At 70.7% G+C, this 15,341-nt stretch carries 18 protein-coding genes; 13 read left to right on the top strand and 5 right to left on the bottom strand.

What is annotated here, in order from left to right; all coding sequences use genetic code 11:
- The first annotated feature begins 84 nt into the window (after nucleotides 1–84).
- The 3 genes from MRBLWH7_RS06880 (at nucleotide 85) to MRBLWH7_RS06870 (ending at nucleotide 4,424) form a co-directional block, all read left to right on the top strand.
- The gene (locus tag MRBLWH7_RS06880) at nucleotides 85–2,364 is read left to right on the top strand and encodes a polyribonucleotide nucleotidyltransferase (RefSeq protein WP_342000493.1); all 2,280 of its coding nucleotides are present in this window, start codon (nucleotides 85–87) and stop codon (nucleotides 2,362–2,364) included.
- A gap of 290 nt (nucleotides 2,365–2,654) precedes the next feature.
- The gene (locus tag MRBLWH7_RS06875) at nucleotides 2,655–3,707 is read left to right on the top strand and encodes an aldo/keto reductase (protein WP_342000492.1); all 1,053 of its coding nucleotides are present in this window, start codon (nucleotides 2,655–2,657) and stop codon (nucleotides 3,705–3,707) included.
- Between the two features lie 114 nt (nucleotides 3,708–3,821).
- Nucleotides 3,822–4,424, top strand: a complete 603-nt coding sequence (locus tag MRBLWH7_RS06870; RefSeq protein WP_342000490.1) for a histidine phosphatase family protein — start codon at nucleotides 3,822–3,824, stop codon at nucleotides 4,422–4,424.
- A 7-nt stretch (nucleotides 4,425–4,431) separates the two neighbouring features.
- Here the strand turns inward: MRBLWH7_RS06870 and MRBLWH7_RS06865 are convergent, their stop codons facing one another.
- Nucleotides 4,432–4,905: a GNAT family N-acetyltransferase gene (locus MRBLWH7_RS06865; RefSeq protein WP_342000488.1), complete on the bottom strand. Its 474-nt coding sequence runs from the start codon at nucleotides 4,903–4,905 to the stop codon at nucleotides 4,432–4,434.
- Between the two features lie 71 nt (nucleotides 4,906–4,976).
- Here MRBLWH7_RS06865 and MRBLWH7_RS06860 point away from each other — a divergent pair, with 71 nt between their 5' ends.
- Nucleotides 4,977–5,792 (top strand): dihydrodipicolinate reductase C-terminal domain-containing protein, encoded by an 816-nt coding sequence (locus MRBLWH7_RS06860; RefSeq protein WP_342000486.1) that lies wholly within the window; start codon nucleotides 4,977–4,979, stop codon nucleotides 5,790–5,792.
- Complete coding sequence (locus tag MRBLWH7_RS06855; protein ID WP_342000484.1) at nucleotides 5,789–6,238, top strand: hypothetical protein; 450 nt, start codon at nucleotides 5,789–5,791, stop codon at nucleotides 6,236–6,238. Before MRBLWH7_RS06860 ends, MRBLWH7_RS06855 begins: the two co-directional genes overlap by 4 nt.
- A gap of 12 nt (nucleotides 6,239–6,250) precedes the next feature.
- Here MRBLWH7_RS06855 and MRBLWH7_RS06850 read toward each other — a convergent pair whose 3' ends face one another.
- The 4 genes from MRBLWH7_RS06850 to MRBLWH7_RS06835 form a co-directional block, all read right to left on the bottom strand.
- Entirely contained in the window at nucleotides 6,251–7,198 is a 948-nt protein-coding gene (locus MRBLWH7_RS06850; protein WP_342000482.1) for a TIGR01777 family oxidoreductase, read from the bottom strand.
- The gene (locus tag MRBLWH7_RS06845) at nucleotides 7,191–7,616 is read right to left on the bottom strand and encodes an OsmC family protein (protein WP_342000480.1); all 426 of its coding nucleotides are present in this window, start codon (nucleotides 7,614–7,616) and stop codon (nucleotides 7,191–7,193) included. Before MRBLWH7_RS06845 ends, MRBLWH7_RS06850 begins: the two co-directional genes overlap by 8 nt.
- A gap of 130 nt (nucleotides 7,617–7,746) precedes the next feature.
- Nucleotides 7,747–8,289: a DUF4395 domain-containing protein gene (locus MRBLWH7_RS06840; RefSeq protein ID WP_342000478.1), complete on the bottom strand. Its 543-nt coding sequence runs from the start codon at nucleotides 8,287–8,289 to the stop codon at nucleotides 7,747–7,749.
- Nucleotides 8,282–8,719: a thioredoxin family protein gene (locus MRBLWH7_RS06835; RefSeq protein ID WP_342000476.1), complete on the bottom strand. Its 438-nt coding sequence runs from the start codon at nucleotides 8,717–8,719 to the stop codon at nucleotides 8,282–8,284. Before MRBLWH7_RS06835 ends, MRBLWH7_RS06840 begins: the two co-directional genes overlap by 8 nt.
- A 118-nt stretch (nucleotides 8,720–8,837) precedes the next feature.
- On the opposite strand from MRBLWH7_RS06835, the gene MRBLWH7_RS06830 reads away from it, so the two are divergent.
- From MRBLWH7_RS06830 to MRBLWH7_RS06795, 8 genes are all read left to right on the top strand, one after another.
- Entirely contained in the window at nucleotides 8,838–9,677 is an 840-nt protein-coding gene (locus tag MRBLWH7_RS06830; protein ID WP_342000475.1) for a thymidylate synthase, read from the top strand.
- Nucleotides 9,674–10,198 carry a dihydrofolate reductase gene (locus tag MRBLWH7_RS06825; protein WP_342000474.1) on the top strand — a complete coding sequence of 175 codons (525 nt, stop codon included), beginning with the start codon at nucleotides 9,674–9,676 and terminating at the stop codon, nucleotides 10,196–10,198. Before MRBLWH7_RS06830 ends, MRBLWH7_RS06825 begins: the two co-directional genes overlap by 4 nt.
- A 21-nt stretch (nucleotides 10,199–10,219) precedes the next feature.
- Complete coding sequence (locus MRBLWH7_RS06820) at nucleotides 10,220–10,984, top strand: SDR family oxidoreductase (RefSeq protein WP_342000473.1); 765 nt, start codon at nucleotides 10,220–10,222, stop codon at nucleotides 10,982–10,984.
- Nucleotides 10,985–11,404: 420 nt separating this feature from the next.
- Entirely contained in the window at nucleotides 11,405–11,575 is a 171-nt protein-coding gene (locus tag MRBLWH7_RS06815) for a type IV toxin-antitoxin system AbiEi family antitoxin domain-containing protein (RefSeq protein ID WP_342000472.1), read from the top strand.
- A 16-nt stretch (nucleotides 11,576–11,591) separates the two neighbouring features.
- Entirely contained in the window at nucleotides 11,592–11,729 is a 138-nt protein-coding gene (locus MRBLWH7_RS06810; RefSeq protein WP_342000471.1) for a hypothetical protein, read from the top strand.
- A gap of 268 nt (nucleotides 11,730–11,997) precedes the next feature.
- Nucleotides 11,998–12,975 carry a 4-hydroxy-tetrahydrodipicolinate synthase gene (gene dapA, locus MRBLWH7_RS06805; protein ID WP_342000470.1) on the top strand — a complete coding sequence of 326 codons (978 nt, stop codon included), beginning with the start codon at nucleotides 11,998–12,000 and terminating at the stop codon, nucleotides 12,973–12,975.
- A gap of 73 nt (nucleotides 12,976–13,048) precedes the next feature.
- Nucleotides 13,049–14,725, top strand: coding sequence for a ribonuclease J (locus MRBLWH7_RS06800; RefSeq protein WP_342000469.1), 1,677 nt, complete (start codon nucleotides 13,049–13,051; stop codon nucleotides 14,723–14,725).
- Nucleotides 14,726–14,749: 24 nt separating this feature from the next.
- A complete protein-coding gene (locus tag MRBLWH7_RS06795; protein WP_342000468.1) occupies nucleotides 14,750–15,244 on the top strand; it encodes a GNAT family N-acetyltransferase in 495 nt (164 codons plus the stop codon).
- The last annotated feature ends 97 nt before the right edge of the window (nucleotides 15,245–15,341 follow it).

Here is a 15,341-nt window from a genome sequence, read left to right as displayed (position 1 = left end):
GCCGAGATCTGCCTGTTCCTGCTCCTTCGCACAAGCTCGTGCGCGAAACGCGCGTGCGAGCCTAAACAAAGAAGGAGAGACCTCTTGGAAGGTCCTGAAATCACCGCCGCTGAAGCCGTTCTCGACAACGGCCGCTTCGGCACCCGCACCGTCCGGTTCGAGACCGGACGACTCGCGCAGCAGGCACAGGGTGCCGTCGCCGCGTACCTCGACGAGGAGACGATGCTCCTGTCGGCGACCAGTGCCGGCAAGTCGCCTCGTGAGGGCTTCGACTTCTTCCCGCTGACCGTCGACGTCGAAGAGCGTTCGTACGCCGCGGGCAAGATCCCCGGTTCGTTCTTCCGTCGCGAGGGCCGCCCCTCCACCGAGGCGATCCTCGTCTGCCGTCTCATCGACCGTCCGCTGCGCCCGTCGTTCGTCGACGGTCTCCGCAACGAGGTGCAGATCGTCGTCACGGTGCTCTCGATCGCGCCCGGCGAGTTCTACGACGCGCTCGCGATCAACGCGGCGTCGCTGTCGACCCAGATCTCGGGCCTGCCGTTCTCCGGCCCGATCGCCGGTGTGCGCCTCGCGCTCATCCCGGGCCACGGCGAGCACGCCGACCAGTGGATCGCGTTCCCGACCGTCACGCAGCTCGAGGAGGCCGTGTTCGACCTCATCGTCGCCGGTCGCGTCCTGCCCGACGGCGACGTCGCGATCATGATGGTCGAGGCCGAAGCGACCGAGCGCAGCTGGAACCTCATCAAGGCCGGCGCCACCAAGCCCAGCGAAGAGATCGTCGCCGCGGGCCTGGAGGCCTCGAAGCCGTTCATCAAGGAGCTCGTCGCGGCGCAGAACGTCGTGGCGAACACCGCCGCGAAGGAGATCCAGCCGTACCCGGTCTTCCCGCCCTACGCGCAGGAGACCTACGACTTCGTCGCCGGTCGCGCCTACGACCAGCTCGTGCCGGTCTACCAGATCGCCGACAAGCAGGAGCGTCAGAACGCCGACGACGCGATCAAGGACGCCGTCAAGGCCGAGCTGCTCGCGGCCGTCGAGGCGGGCGAGCTTCCTGCGGTCGCGACGCTCGAGTTCGGCGCCGCGTACAAGTCCGTCACCAAGAAGATCGTCCGCGGCCGCATCCTCGCCGAGGGCGTCCGCATCGACGGGCGCGGCCTGGCCGACATCCGCCCGCTCGACGCCGAGGTGCAGGTCATCCCGCGTGTCCACGGCTCGGCGATCTTCCAGCGCGGCGAGACCCAGATCCTGGGCGTCACCACGCTGAACATGCTCAAGATGGAGCAGCAGATCGACTCGCTGTCGCCCGTGACGAGCAAGCGCTACATGCACCACTACAACTTCCCGCCCTACTCGACCGGTGAGACCGGCCGTGTCGGCAGCCCGAAGCGTCGCGAGATCGGGCACGGCTTCCTGGCCGAGCGCGCGCTCGTCCCGGTGCTGCCCAGCCGCGAGGAGTTCCCGTACGCGATCCGCCAGGTGTCCGAGGCGCTCGGCTCCAACGGCTCGACGTCGATGGGCTCGGTGTGCGCCTCGACGCTGTCGCTGCTGAACGCGGGTGTGCCGCTGCGCGCCCCCGTCGCCGGCATCGCGATGGGTCTCGTGTCCGACGAGGTCGACGGCCAGACGCGCTACGCCGCGCTGACCGACATCCTCGGCGCCGAGGACGCCCTCGGCGACATGGATTTCAAGGTCGCCGGAACGAGCGAGTTCGTCACCGCGATCCAGCTCGACACGAAGCTCGACGGCATCCCGTCGTCGGTCCTCGCCGCCGCGCTGACGCAGGCCAAGGACGCGCGCCTCACGATCCTCAACGTGCTGAACGCCGCGATCGACGGCCCGGACGAGATGGCGCCGACCGCCCCGCGCGTGATCAGCGTGCAGATCCCGGTCGACAAGATCGGCGAGCTGATCGGCCCGAAGGGCAAGACGATCAACGCGATCCAGGACGAGACCGGCGCGCAGATCTCCATCGAGGAGGACGGCACCGTCTACATCGGCGCGACCGACGGCCCCTCGGCCGAGGCCGCCCGTGCCCAGGTCAACGCGATCGCGAACCCCACCAACCCGGAGGTCGGCGAGCAGTTCCTCGGAACGGTGGTCAAGATCGCGACGTTCGGCGCGTTCATCTCGCTCCTGCCCGGTAAGGACGGCCTGCTGCACGTCAGCGAGGTCCGCAAGCTCGCCGGCGGCAAGCGCGTGGAGAACGTCGAGGACGTGCTCTCGGTCGGCCAGAAGCTGCTGGTGAAGATCACGAAGATCGACGACCGTGGCAAGCTCTCGCTCGAGCCGGTGCTCGAGGAGGCCGCCGACCAGGAGGGTCGCGCTGCGGCCAGCGAGGGCCCGGAGGCTCCCGCCGAAGGCTGAACCCCTCTCTCCCCGTCCGGTCTGCCGGTCGAGGAACGACAGATGCCCGTCCCCCGAGGGGGCGGGCATCCGTCGTGGGTCGTCCGGTAGGCGCTGCGCGAAGACTGTCCGCCCAAGAGCGGACATGCGCCCTGGGGATCGGCTCTTCGTGACCAAAGCGTTATGTAATGTTTGTCCATAGTTCCCCTCAGTGAACGGCGCCCTGTCCGGACTGGCCTACCCTGTGTGTAAGCGCCGGGGGGCGCGCACAGTGATCACGACATCCCCAGGGATTCGTGAGGGGGTGGCACATGGCTTACTTCGGCGTTGACTCGACGCTCCCGTCGTCGAGTCCGGATGCCGCGCCCGCGCAGCTCGGCGCCGTCGCGCGCGGACCGCACCCCTCCGCGCCGATCCCGGTGCAGGGCCCGTCGATCGGCAGCAACGTGCGCGTCGCCCTGGGCGAGAGCGGCTCGCACATCTTCCCGCTGATCCTCGGCGCCGCCGAGTTCGGGTGGAACGTCGACCTCGAATCGAGCCACGCGATCCTCGACACATATGCCGAGCTGGGCGGCAACGCCGTGCACACCGCCGACAGCTATTCGAGTGGTCGCAGCGAGCACATCATCGGCCAGTGGCTGCAGTCTCGCGGTCTCCGCGACGACATCGTGCTCGCCGTCCGAGTCGGCGGCCACGCCGACAATCCCGGTCTCGGCCCCGTCAACCTCGTGCGGGCGGTCGAGGCCTCGCTGAACCGCCTGCGCACCGACCGCATCGACGTCCTGTACCTCGACGCGACGACAGATCGCGCCTCGTCGCTCGAAGACACGTTGGCGACGGCGGAGTGGCTCGTCGAGACCGGCAAGGTGCGGGCGCTCGGCGCCATCGGCTACAGTGCCGCGCAGCTCGTCGAGGCACGCATCTTCGCGTCGGCGGGCTACCCCCGCATCACGGTGCTCGACGTTCCGTTCAACGTGCTGCGCCGTCATGAGTTCGACGCCGATCTTCGCCTCGTCGCGGGGGCGCAGGGCATGGCGGTGACGCCGTCCCACGCACTGGAGCACGGGTTCCTCGCGGGCCGGCAGCGCTCGAAGATGCGCGGGGCCCTCTCGGTGCGCGGCGCGCAGCTCGCGGCCAACCTCAACCGCCGGGGGAGCCGCACGCTGCGTGCGCTCGACGGCGTCGGGGCCGAGCTCGGCGTGCCCGACGCGGCGGTCGCCGTCGCGTGGCTGCTGTCCCAGAAGCTCGTCACCGCCCCGATCGTGAACGCGTATGCGCCGCAGCACGTCGAGGAGCTCGTCCAGGGTGTGGGCGTCCGCCTCAGTCGCGGTCAGCTGTCCGACATCGGCCGCGCCTCGGAGTAGTCGGGCGCCGCATGGGACTCGCCGTCCACAGGCAGTGAAGCGCTCCGACGACGTGTCGTAGGGTGGAGGAAGTGCCTTTCCCCCAGGCACGCGATCCCCGACGGAGTGAGCTGCGTGACGCACTACATCTACCTCGTGCGGCATGGCGAGCATCAGGACGCCGAGCACGGACTCGTAGACGGACCCCTGTCGCCGCGCGGTCGACGGCAGGCGGCGCTGCTCGCCGACCGGCTCTCGGGCGTGCCGTTCGACGCCCTGTGGCACTCGCCGCTCGAGCGCGCGAGCCAGACTGCCCGCGCGGTCGCCGAGCGGATGCCGTCGCTCACCCCTGAGCCGTCCGCGCTGCTGTTCGACTGCGTGCCCACGGGCATGACTCACGAGACGCCGGCCGTGTTCGAGCCGTTCTTCGGCTCGGTCACCGAGGCCGAGATCGAAGCCGGGCGCGCGCAGATGTCCGACGCGGTGAGCGAGTTCCTGGCGCGCAAGCGCGGCGAGGTGCACGAACTCCTGATCACGCACAACTTCGTCATCGCGTGGTTCGTGCGTGAGGTGCTGCAGGCGCCCGACTGGCGCTGGATGACGCTCAACCAGGCGCACTGCGGACTGACGGTCATCGCGCAGAAGCAGGGCCGTCCGTGGACGCTTCTGTCGCACAACGACCTCGCGCACCTGCCCGTCGAGCTGCGGACCGGCCTTCCGGAGGTCTACCCCGTCTGACCCGCGGTCAGAGCGGTCGCCCGTACCACCGCGAGGCGTTGGGATTGTCGTTGTACGGCTCGATCGTGACGAACCCGGTGCGCGCGTAGAGCGCGCCGGCGGCCTCGAGCGAGTGGTGCGTGTCGAGCACGAGCTCGGCGGCGCCGAATTCGCGGGCGCGCGTCATGAGGTCCTCGACGAGCAGCCGCCCCCACCCGCGTCCGCGCGTGACCGGCCGAAGGTACAGGTGCTTCAGCTCGTACCGCGTGCCGAGCGGCCCTTCGGGGACGAGGCGGATACCTCCGCAACCCTGTGCGTCGCCCTCGTCGTCGTCGAGCACGACGAAGACGCCGGCGGGCGGCACGAAGGCCGCCGGGTCGGGGAAGGTCGTCCGATACGCGACGCCCTGGTCGGCGAAACCCTCGGTGCGGATCCGGAAGTACTCGGCGAGGAGGGCGTGGGCGTCGGGCGCGTCGACGGGGGAGGGGCGGAGAGTCACCACGCCTCCAGCGTAGGCGCACGCCACGGCCGGCCGGCCCGGCTGGTCGCGGGGCCGCCGCCTAGGATGGAGGCATGACGACACGCGTGGCCATCGTCGGCGGCACAGGCAAGCTCGGCGCGATCATCCGCGACGTGGTCGAGGCCGAACCCGGCTTCGAGGTCTCCGCAGTGCTCTCGTCCCGTTCGGAGCTGTCGGAACTCGAGGGCGCCGACCTGGTGGTCGACGCATCGACGCCCGCGGTCTCCATCGACGTCGTGCGCGCTGCGATCGAGCGCGGCATCAACGTGCTCGTCGGCACCTCGGGGTGGTCGGCCGAGCGCATCGCGCTCGTGCGTCCGCTCGTCGAGGCCGCAGGCACGGGCGCGGTCTTCATCCCCAACTTCTCTCTCGGCTCGGTACTGGGCTCGGCACTCGCGGCCGCGGCGGCGCCGTTCTTCCCGTCGATCGAGATCGTCGAGGCGCATCGTGAGACCAAGATCGACTCGCCGAGCGGCACGGCGGTGCGCACGGCCGAGCTCATCGCCGCGGCGCGCGACGGCGTCGGCCCTGTCGAGTCGCCCCACGTCGACCAGCGCGCCCGCGGTCAGCAGGTCGCGAGCGTGCCGATCCATTCGCTCCGCCGCCCGGGCGTCGTGGCCCGCCAGGAGACGATCCTCTCGGGGGCGGGCGAGTCGCTCGCGATCGTGCACGACACGGTCGAGCCTGCGCAGGCCTACGGTCCCGGCATCCGTCTCGCCCTCGCCGCCGCACGCGACGCCTCGGGTGTCACCGTCGGCCTCGACAGCCTGATCGACATCGGAATCGGCCGCCGCACCGTGCAGCCCGACGGCCGACCCGTCGACGAGGGCGGAGTACCCGGCCAGGTCGCCCGCGCGACCGGCGTATGAGTGCTCGTGTCGGCGTCGCCGTCATGGCGGTGCTGCTCGCGCTGTACATTGCGCTGGTCGGGCAGCGTGCGTGGCTGCTGCTCGTGAGCGGCGACCCCGTGGGCATCGCCATGGGCGCAGCGCTCGTCGTGCTTCCGCTCGTCGCCGCGTGGGCGCTCGGGCGCGAACTGTGGTTCGGCGTGCGCGCGCAGCAGCTCGGCAAGCGGCTCGAGGCCGAGGGTGCGCTGCCGCAGGAGCAGGTCGCGGTGCGGCCGAGCGGCCGCGTGATGCGCGAGGACGGGGACGCCGTCTTCCCCGTGTACCGCGCCGACGTCGAGGCGAACCCCGACGACTGGCGCGCGTGGTACCGGCTCGGACTCGCCTACGACGCCGCCGGCGACCGCCGTCGCGCGCGCGAGGCGGTGCGGGCCGCCATCCGCCTCGAGAAGACCGACCGCCCCGCCTGAGCCGGCGCGGGATCAGGACGCCGCGGGCACGGCCGCCGCGACGGCGTCCTCGACGGTGGGATGGCGGAACACGAACCCGGACTCCTGCAGTCGCTCGGGCACCACATAGGCATCCGAGGTGCAGATCGCCTCTGTGGCATCGGTTCCGAGAACCAGCTTCATGCCCCACTCCGGTGCGCGCAGCAGGAACGGGCGGTTCATTCGTCTTGCGAGCGCGAAACCGAGGTCGTTGGCGGTGGCCCGCGTCGGGCCCGAGAGGTTGACGGGACCGGTCAGGCGAGCATCGAGGACGTGACGGATGCCGCGGACCTCGTCGTCGAGCGAGATCCAGGGCCACGCCTGCGTGCCTCGCCCGATCGGGCCCGAGACGCCGAACTTGGTGAGGAGCAGGATGGGCTTGAGCACGCCTTCCGGGTGCACGACCGGCGCGGTGCGCAGGACCGCCACCTCGGCCGCGTCACCGGCGCCGTACGCGGCCGCCTCCCACTCGCCGCAGAGGTCCGCCAGGAACGTGTCGCCCCGTGGCGCGTCCTCGGTCAGCCGCGCGCCGGGCTCGGAGCCGTAGTACCCGACGGCCGATCCCGACACGAAGTGCGGAGCATCCGTTCCCAGCTCGCGAACGGCGCGGGCGATGGCTCGCGTCGGCGTGATGCGCGACCACAGCAGCGTGCTCTTGTACGACCTCGTCCAGGGAAGGCGCTCGATGCTGGCCCCGTTGAGCCCGACCACGGCGGCAGCCCCGGCGAGCACCGCGGGGTCGAGCGGCGCGTCGCTCGTGAGCCATTCCACCTCGTGCGGAGCCTCGGCGGGTCGGCGCACGAGCGTCGTCACCTCGACGCCCTCGGCACGCAGGCTCTCGACGAGCGCGCCGCCGATGAGGCCCGACGCGCCGGCGACGACGACTCTGCGCCGCCCCGCAGGGCTCGGGCCGCCGTCGACCGGTGGAGGTCTGTCAGGCAAGCGTCGCCTCGAGGGTGATCTCGACGCCCGCCAGGGCCTGTGAGACGGGGCATCCGGCCTTCGCGCTCTGCGCGAGCCGCTCGAACTCCTCGGGGTCCAGTCCCGGGACGACCGCGTTGACGTTCAGGTGGCTGCCGGTGATGCCCGTGCCGGGCTTGAACGTGACGGATGCGGTCGTGTCGATCGACTCCGGGGGAGTGCCGTTCTCCGCCAGCGCGAGGGAGAACGCCATGCTGAAGCACGACGCGTGCGCGGCCGCGATCAGCTCCTCCGGCGTCGTGACGGAGGTGGAACCCTCGCTGCGCGCCTTCCAGTTGACGGGGAAGGTCCCCAGGCCCGACGACACGAAGGTGGTTTCGCCGGAGCCGTCGAACAGTCCGCCCTTCCACACCGTGGATGCTTCGCTCGTGACGGTCATGGGGGCCTCCTCGCTGGCGGGGCGCCCGCATGCCGGGCGTCTCGCGCCAGCCTATGGCGTCCCGCTGCCGCACCGCGATGGGTTGACACCGGATGCTGCGCCCCTCGGTCCCCGGACGGCCGAGGTGGCGTCAGGCCGACGCGGGACGCGCGCGGCCCACGATGCCGGCGCGCTGCAGCAGGAGGTACAGCTGGCAGCCGAGGCAGAGCCCGAAGACGGCGTTGAGGAACGCCGCGATGAACGCCGCCGCGGCGGCGATGGTGAGCGCCCACGGCACGCCGAACAGCTGCAGTACGACTCCGAGGGCCGAGACGAAGAGGCCGACGCCCTGCGCGAAGCGCGGCGGGCGCGGGTCCTCGAGCTCGGTCGGCGGAGCGAGTCGCGGAGCGATGACCCTGCGGAACAGCACACCCCACGGCGCGGTGCGAGGGGAGAGGACGCCCCACAGGAACAAGAGGGTCGTCACGAGCAGCAGCAGGAACGCGGGGTCGAGCACCCGCTCGGCGGCGCTCGCCGACGTGATCGCCCAGCCCTGCGCGGTCTGCGCGGTCGACAGCCCGGTGAGTCCGAGGAACACGACGATGAGGAGCAGCACAGCGGTGATGCCGGCCGCGAAGCGGAGACCGCGGGGATCGATGCCGCGCGGGGTCGCAGCATCCGTTCGTTCAGACATTCGCGTCCTCCGCGATCAGGCGGTTCAGCTCGAGCTCCAGCACGTCGCGCCCTGGCGCCCCGCCGAAGCGTGTCTGCACCACTCCGTTGCGGTCGAGCACGAGCGTCGTCGGCGTCTGGAGCACGTGGAAGTGCTTGGCGATGTCGGGACGGTGCGTGAGGTCGACGTCGAGGTGACGCACGCCCTCGTGATCGTCGGCGATGGCCGCGAGGGTGCGGTGCACGCCGGGACAGCGCGCGCAGAGCTCGGTGCTGAACTGCAGCAGGGTGGCGACTTCGCCGAGCCCGTCGGCGCCGAGGCGGTGAGGTTCGATGACCTCGTGCGTGACATCGCGGCGGGCTCGGGACTGACGCCAGTTCAGGAAGACACCGAGTGCCACCGTCGCCGCGAGGAGCGCGGTGAGGGCGATGAGGGCGCCGACGAGGTTCACAGCAGATCAGGCTAACCCCTTTCACCTGAATGGAGGCCGAATCGGTGAAAATGACGCGATCGACGTCACAGAACGCGGGCGACGGCGTGAGGATGTCGGCGGCGCGGGCGCGGCCGCGATGCCGCCGGGCACGGGTATCGTGGCAGCCGTGACGACGCCGATCCCGACCCCGTACGAAGACCTTCTGCGTGACGTGCTCGACCACGGCACCCACAAGGACGATCGCACCGGCACCGGCACGACGAGTGCGTTCGGCCGTCAGATCCGGTTCGACCTCTCGCAGGGCTTCCCCCTCATCACGACCAAGCGCGTGCACTTCAAGTCGATCGCGTACGAGCTGCTGTGGTTCCTGCGCGGCGAGTCCAACGTCGCGTGGCTGCAGGAGAACGGCGTCACCATCTGGGACGAGTGGGCGGATGCCTCGGGCGAGCTGGGCCCTGTCTACGGCGTGCAATGGCGGTCGTGGCCGACTCCGTCGGGCGAGCACATCGATCAGATCGCGCTCGTGCTCGACCAGATCCGCGCGAATCCGGATTCCCGCCGCCTGATCGTGTCGGCGTGGAACCCCGCCGACATCCCCGACATGGCGCTCGCCCCCTGCCACGCGCTGTTCCAGTTCTACGTCGCCGACGGCAAGCTGTCGTGCCAGCTGTACCAGCGCAGCGCCGACCTCTTCCTCGGCGTGCCCTTCAACATCGCGTCGTACGCTCTGCTCACGCTCATGGTGGCGCAGCAGGCGGGGCTCGAGCCGGGCGACTTCGTGTGGACCGGCGGCGACTGCCACATCTACGACAACCACGTCGAGCAGGTGCGCGAGCAGCTCAGCCGCGAGCCGTACCCGTATCCGACTCTCCGCATCGCTCGGACGCCCGACTCGATCTTCGACTACCGCTACGACGACTTCGTGCTCGAGGACTACCAGCACCACCCCGCGATCCGCGGGGCGGTCGCGGTATGACGGCTCCCATCGGCCTGATCTGGGCCGAGGCGCACGCGGGGGTGATCGGCGCCGACGGCGGGATGCCGTGGCACGTGCCCGAAGACCTCGCGCACTTCAAGGCGCTCACCCTCGGCGCGCCGGTGGTCATGGGCCGCCGCACGTGGGAGTCCTTCCCTGCCCGCTTCCGCCCGCTGCCCGGACGGCGCAACATCGTGATCACCCGGAAGGACGACTGGACGGCTGCCGGCGCCGAACGCTGCGGATCGCTCGAGGCCGCCCTGGCGCTGGCAGACGAAGGGGAGCCCGAACGCATCTGGGTGATCGGCGGCGGGCAGCTGTTCCGCGAAGCCATCGACCTCGCCGATCTCCTCGAGGTCACCGAGCTCGACGTCGCTGTCGAAGGGGACACCGTCGCGCCCGGCCGTGCAGAGTGGGTCACGGTCACGACGGACCCGGTCGACGGCTGGCACACCTCGGGCTCCGGCATCCGTTATCGCTTCCTGCGACTGGTGCGAACGGCGCAGCGCAGCGCGCACTGACGCGGCAATAGGCTGGCGCGCATGGCGAAGACGGCGCTCATCACCGGTGCGAGTTCGGGTCTCGGCGCGGAGTACGCGCGCCAGCTCGCGGCGAAGGGCGCCGATCTCGTGCTCGTCGCCCGCGACCGGCAGGCCCTCGAGCAGCTCGCCGTCCGGCTGCGGTCGACCTACGGGGTCGAGGTCGAGGTGCTCGGCGCCGATCTGCTGAAGCGCCGCCAGCGCGAGCGGGTCGAGGCGCGCGTGGCCGATGAGAGCCGGCCGGTCGAGATCCTCGTGAACAACGCGGGGTTCGGTCTGCCCCTGGCGTTCGAGCGCAACGACGTCGACGACGAGGCGCGCCACCTCGAACTGCACGTCGAGGTGCCGATGCGCCTCACGCACGCCGCTCTCGGCGCGATGCTCGCGCGAGGGCACGGCCGCATCATCAACGTCGCGTCGGTCGCGGCGTTCATCCCGCGCTCGACCTACGGCGCCTGCAAGGGGTGGCTCGTGAGCTTCAGCCGCTGGGCGAACGGTCGCTACGGTCCGCGCGGAGTGACGGTGACCGCGGTATGTCCCGGGTACACCCACACCAACTTCCACGAGCGCCTCGGGCTGCCGCCGGGGAAGGAGGGCGTGCCCGAGGGAATGTGGCTCGACGCCCGCGATGTCGTGGCGGAGTCTTTGCGTGACGCCGCCCGAGGAGTCCCGGTGTCCATCCCGTCCCTCCGGTACAAGCTGCTGGTGACCCTAGCGCGCTTCGCCCCGCCCTCGGTCGCCGCCCGCATCGGAGAGCGCGGCCGCTGACCCGCGCCCCTTCCGTCGTCGCTTCCGATGCCGAAACACGGGTCCGTAAAGCCGACACGCCGGTGACGGATGCCGCGGCCCGGCGCGTCGTGTGACCAGCCCGTGTTTCGCTCCGGGGCGGGCCGCACCGCACCCATGGTCCGGGGTGGATGGCCCCACCTTCGGCGTGGGGCCGATCGCGTCGTCGAATCTTGCCGAAACACGGGTCCGTAATGCCGACACGCCGGTGACGGATGCCGCGGCCCGGCGTGTCGTGTGACCGACCCGTGTTTCGGCACAGGGGGAGGGGGGCGGACTGCCCTCGGCAGGGCCGACGGCGGGGAGGGCCTACGTGTCCTCCCCAGATGACGCAGTCCGGAGGTTCTCCACCAGCCGACCTGACGTGGTCGGCGCGGCGAGGGGATCGCGCAATCGTGAGGCATGACCGTCGAATCCGCCGTCGCTGCCGTGGACCTGCTGGGAGGCATCGGGCGCACCCGTGACATCGTTGCGCAGGGCGTCCCGAAGAGCGACCTCGGTCGCGCTCGCGGCGAGGGCCTGCTCCTGCGACCGCGGGTTGGCGTGTACGCGACGCCGTCGACACCACCGTGACCGCGTACGCGACGCCGTGGCCATGGCACTCGGCTTCGTGACGCTTCGCTTCGACTATGCGCTCATCGTCCACGACTGGGAGCTCGTCGAAGCCGCCGTCCTGGCCGCGGTCTCGCGAAACCTGCACCGCAGTTCCGCCGGCCTGACGTGGTGAGCACGTTCGGTCTCCCCGCGTCGTCGGCACACAGGATCCGTTTCCCTGCCTTCGTTCGCGCGCGGGAAGACGGGTGGATCACCCGGACACGCCGGGGGACGGATGCCGCGACCCCGCGTGTCGCGAGACTGACCCGTGTTTCGGCGGCGAGGGGTGGCGGGGTGGGCGAATGTCGCCGCGCGCGCCAGGGGCGCGGCATCCGTCCCCTTTCTCGTGGTCCGGGGGAGACCGGGAGGAGTGCGCAGCGCCGAGCCGATAACCTGAGTGCATGACGCATACGGGCAACCCCTTCGGACAGGTGCTCGTCGCGCTCGTCACCCCCATGACGGCCGACGGCGAGGTCGACTGGCCCGCTGTCGAGAAGCACATCGACGACGTCATCACCGCGGGCGCCGACGGCATCGTCGTCACCGGCACCACGGGCGAGACGTCGACCCTCACCGACGCGGAGAAGATCCGCCTGGTCGAGGTCGGAAAGGATGTCGCCGCCGGCCGCGCCAAGATCATCACGGGCGGCGGGTCGAACGAGACAGCGCACGCGATCGAGCTCTACAAGGCCAGCGAGAAGGTCGGCGCCGACGGCATCATGATCGTCACGCCGTACTACAACAAGCCCACGCAGGCCGGCATCCTCACCCACTTCCGGCTGGTCGCCGACGCGACCGACCTGCCGGTGATCCTGTACGACATCCCGGGCCGCACCGGCGTGCCGATCCGCTACGAAACGATCCTGCGCCTCGCGAAGCACCCGAACATCCTCGCCATCAAGGACGCCAAGGGCGACTTCAGCGAGGTGAGCCGCGTGCTCAACCAGACCGACCTGATGTACTTCTCGGGCGACGACGCCAACGTGCTGCCGCACCTCGCGATCGGGGCAACCGGCCTCATCGGTGTCACCGCGAACATCGCGGCCCAGCCGTACCGCGCGATCGTCGACGCTGTGAACGCCGGCGACCTGAAGACCGCGACCGCCGCGCACCAGCAGCTCGAGCCGCTCGTGCGCGCCGTGATGACGCACGTGCCCGGCACGGTGTCGACGAAGTACATCCTCCACGGCCTCGGCCGCATCGGCAGCCCGCGCGTGCGGCTGCCGCTGGTCGGACCGGAGGAGTGGGAGGCCGCCAAGATCGAGGACGAGCTCGCGCTCGTGAGCGATGTTCCCGGCGCCGACTTCTCGAACTTCCGCCCCGACCGCAACGCCGCCGCCGGCGGCGCGCTGCCGAAGGTCTCGGGCACCACGAGATGACGAATCGCGCCGTCGCCGAAGGGGCGACGGCGCGCAGATGACGGGTGTCCCAGCGCCCGGAGGAGGCTTTGCAATGCCCACCACTCCGTACGACCCGCCCGAGCTCGAGGCAGGGACCCTCCGGATCGTCCCGCTCGGCGGCCTCGGCGAGGTCGGCCGCAACATGACGGTGTTCGAGTACGGGGGGAAGCTTCTCGTCGTCGACTGCGGCGTGCTTTTCCCCGAGGAGCACCAGCCAGGCGTCGACCTGATCCTCCCCGACTTCGAGCCGCTCAAGAAGCGGCTCGACGACATCGTCGGCGTCGTGCTCACGCACGGTCACGAGGACCACATCGGCGCGGTGCCGTACCTGCTGAAGCTCAAGAGCGACATCCCGATCATCGGCTCGGGCCTGACGCTCGCGCTCACCGAGGCGAAGCTCAAAGAACATCGCATCAAGCCGTACAGCCTGACGGTCGCGGAGGGCCAGAGCGAGAACCTCGGGCCGTTCGAGCTCGAGTTCGTCGCGGTGAACCACTCGATCCCCGACGCCCTCGCCGTCGCGATCCGCACCCCCGCGGGTCTCGTGCTCGCCACCGGCGACTTCAAGATGGACCAGCTGCCGCTCGACGGCCGGCTGACGGACCTCCGCGCGTTCTCGCGGCTGGGGGAGGAGGGCGTCGACCTCTTCCTCGTCGACTCCACCAACGCCGACGTTCCCGGCTTCACCCCCCTCGAGCGCTCGATCGGTCCGGTGCTCGACCAGGTGATCGGAAAGGCGCCGCGACGAGTCATCGTCGCGAGCTTCTCGAGCCACGTCCACCGCGTGCAGCAGGTGCTGGACGCCGCGGCCGCACACGGGCGCCGCGTGGCTCTCCTCGGCCGCAGCATGCTCCGCAACATGACGATCGCCGAGGACCTCGGCTACCTGCATGTGCCCGAGGGCGTGCTCATCGACTACAAGAAGGCACGGGACCTGCCCGACGACAAGATCGTCTACATGTCGACGGGGTCGCAGGGCGAGCCGATGGCTGTGCTCAGTCGCATGGCGAACCTCGACCACGCGATCGAGCCCGGTCCCGGCGACACCGTCATCCTGGCGTCGAGCCTCATCCCGGGCAACGAGAACGCGGTGTACCGCGTGATCGACGGGCTGACGAAGCTGGGCGCGAACGTGGTGCACAAGGGCAACGCCAAGGTGCACGTGTCGGGCCACGCCGCGGCCGGCGAGCTGCTCTACTGCTACAACATCCTGAAGCCGAAGAACGTGCTCCCGGTGCACGGCGAGTACCGCCACCTGATGGCGAACGCGCGTCTCGCGCAGGACACCGGCATCGAGCCCGAGCGCACGATCCTCGCCGAGAACGGCACGGTGATCGACCTCAAGGGCGGCGTCGCGCACGTCGTGGGGCAGCTCGACCTCGGCTTCGTCTACGTCGACGGATCGACCGTCGGGGAGATCACGGATGCCGACCTCAAGGACCGCCGCATCCTCGGCGAAGAGGGGTTCATCTCGGTGATCGTCGTCGTCGACGCCTCGACGGGCAAGGTCATCTCCGGGCCGGAGGTCCACGCCCGCGGGTTCGCCGAGGACGATGCCGTCTTCGAGGACGTGAAGCCGAAGATCGCCGCCGCCCTGGCCGAGGCCGCCAAGTCCGGCGTCCGCGACCCGCACGCGCTGTCGCAGGTGGTGCGCCGCACGATCGGCCGCTGGGTGAACCAGTCGCTGCGCCGCCGGCCGATGATCGTGCCCCTCGTCATCGAGGCGTAACACGCGGGCCCTACGATCGGCGTCGTGGCCTCCTCGTTTCGCATCCGCCCCGCCGTGTCGGCCGACGGCGCCTTCCTCGGCGACATGGTCGTCGAGGCGGCCAACTGGCGCCAGGGCGGCGCGAGGCCCCGTCACGAGGTGATCGGCGGCGCCGACCACCGGCGCTACGTCGCCGGCTGGATGCGGCCGGGCGACGCCGGCTTCGTGGCAGAGGACGCCAACGGCGAGCCGGTCGGCGCCGCCTGGTACCGGATGCTGCCGCGGGACGACCCCGGATTCGGCTACGTCGGCACCGGGGTTCCCGAGCTCATCATCGGCGTCCGCCCGATCTGGCGTGCCCACGGCGTCGGCCGGGCGCTTCTGCAGCGACTGTGCGAGCACGCGGGAGCGCAGGGCTTCGCCCGCATCAGCCTGAGCGTCGAGCGGGGGAACTTCGCGTCGACGCTGTACCGCAGCGAGGGCTTCGCGGTCACGCAGAGCGGATCGGGCCGCGACACGATGGTCAAGCGCCTGCGCTGACGGATCCTTCCTCCCGCCTGCGACCGGCCCGACGCGCCCGGCCTGCGGCCGCACGGCGGCGTGGTTCCGGGGAAATGTCGGGGTGTCGGCCTACCGT

This window comes from Microbacterium sp. LWH7-1.2 (assembly GCF_038397755.1).
Lineage (GTDB): Bacteria > Actinomycetota > Actinomycetes > Actinomycetales > Microbacteriaceae > Microbacterium.
This window is presented reverse-complemented; position numbering and strand designations above follow the sequence as displayed.

Coding starts and splice junctions, on each gene's coding strand:
- MRBLWH7_RS06875 (WP_342000492.1), top strand. CDS start 2,655: ATGGCTTACTTCGGCGTTGACTCGACGCTCCCGTCGTCGAGTCCGGAT.
- MRBLWH7_RS06860 (WP_342000486.1), top strand. CDS start 4,977: ATGACGACACGCGTGGCCATCGTCGGCGGCACAGGCAAGCTCGGCGCG.
- MRBLWH7_RS06855 (WP_342000484.1), top strand. CDS start 5,789: ATGAGTGCTCGTGTCGGCGTCGCCGTCATGGCGGTGCTGCTCGCGCTG.
- MRBLWH7_RS06845 (WP_342000480.1), bottom strand. CDS start 7,616: ATGACCGTCACGAGCGAAGCATCCACGGTGTGGAAGGGCGGACTGTTC.
- MRBLWH7_RS06840 (WP_342000478.1), bottom strand. CDS start 8,289: ATGTCTGAACGAACGGATGCTGCGACCCCGCGCGGCATCGATCCCCGC.
- MRBLWH7_RS06830 (WP_342000475.1), top strand. CDS start 8,838: ATGCCGCCGGGCACGGGTATCGTGGCAGCCGTGACGACGCCGATCCCG.
- MRBLWH7_RS06825 (WP_342000474.1), top strand. CDS start 9,674: ATGACGGCTCCCATCGGCCTGATCTGGGCCGAGGCGCACGCGGGGGTG.
- MRBLWH7_RS06820 (WP_342000473.1), top strand. CDS start 10,220: ATGGCGAAGACGGCGCTCATCACCGGTGCGAGTTCGGGTCTCGGCGCG.
- MRBLWH7_RS06815 (WP_342000472.1), top strand. CDS start 11,405: ATGACCGTCGAATCCGCCGTCGCTGCCGTGGACCTGCTGGGAGGCATC.
- dapA (WP_342000470.1), top strand. CDS start 11,998: ATGACGCATACGGGCAACCCCTTCGGACAGGTGCTCGTCGCGCTCGTC.
- MRBLWH7_RS06800 (WP_342000469.1), top strand. CDS start 13,049: ATGCCCACCACTCCGTACGACCCGCCCGAGCTCGAGGCAGGGACCCTC.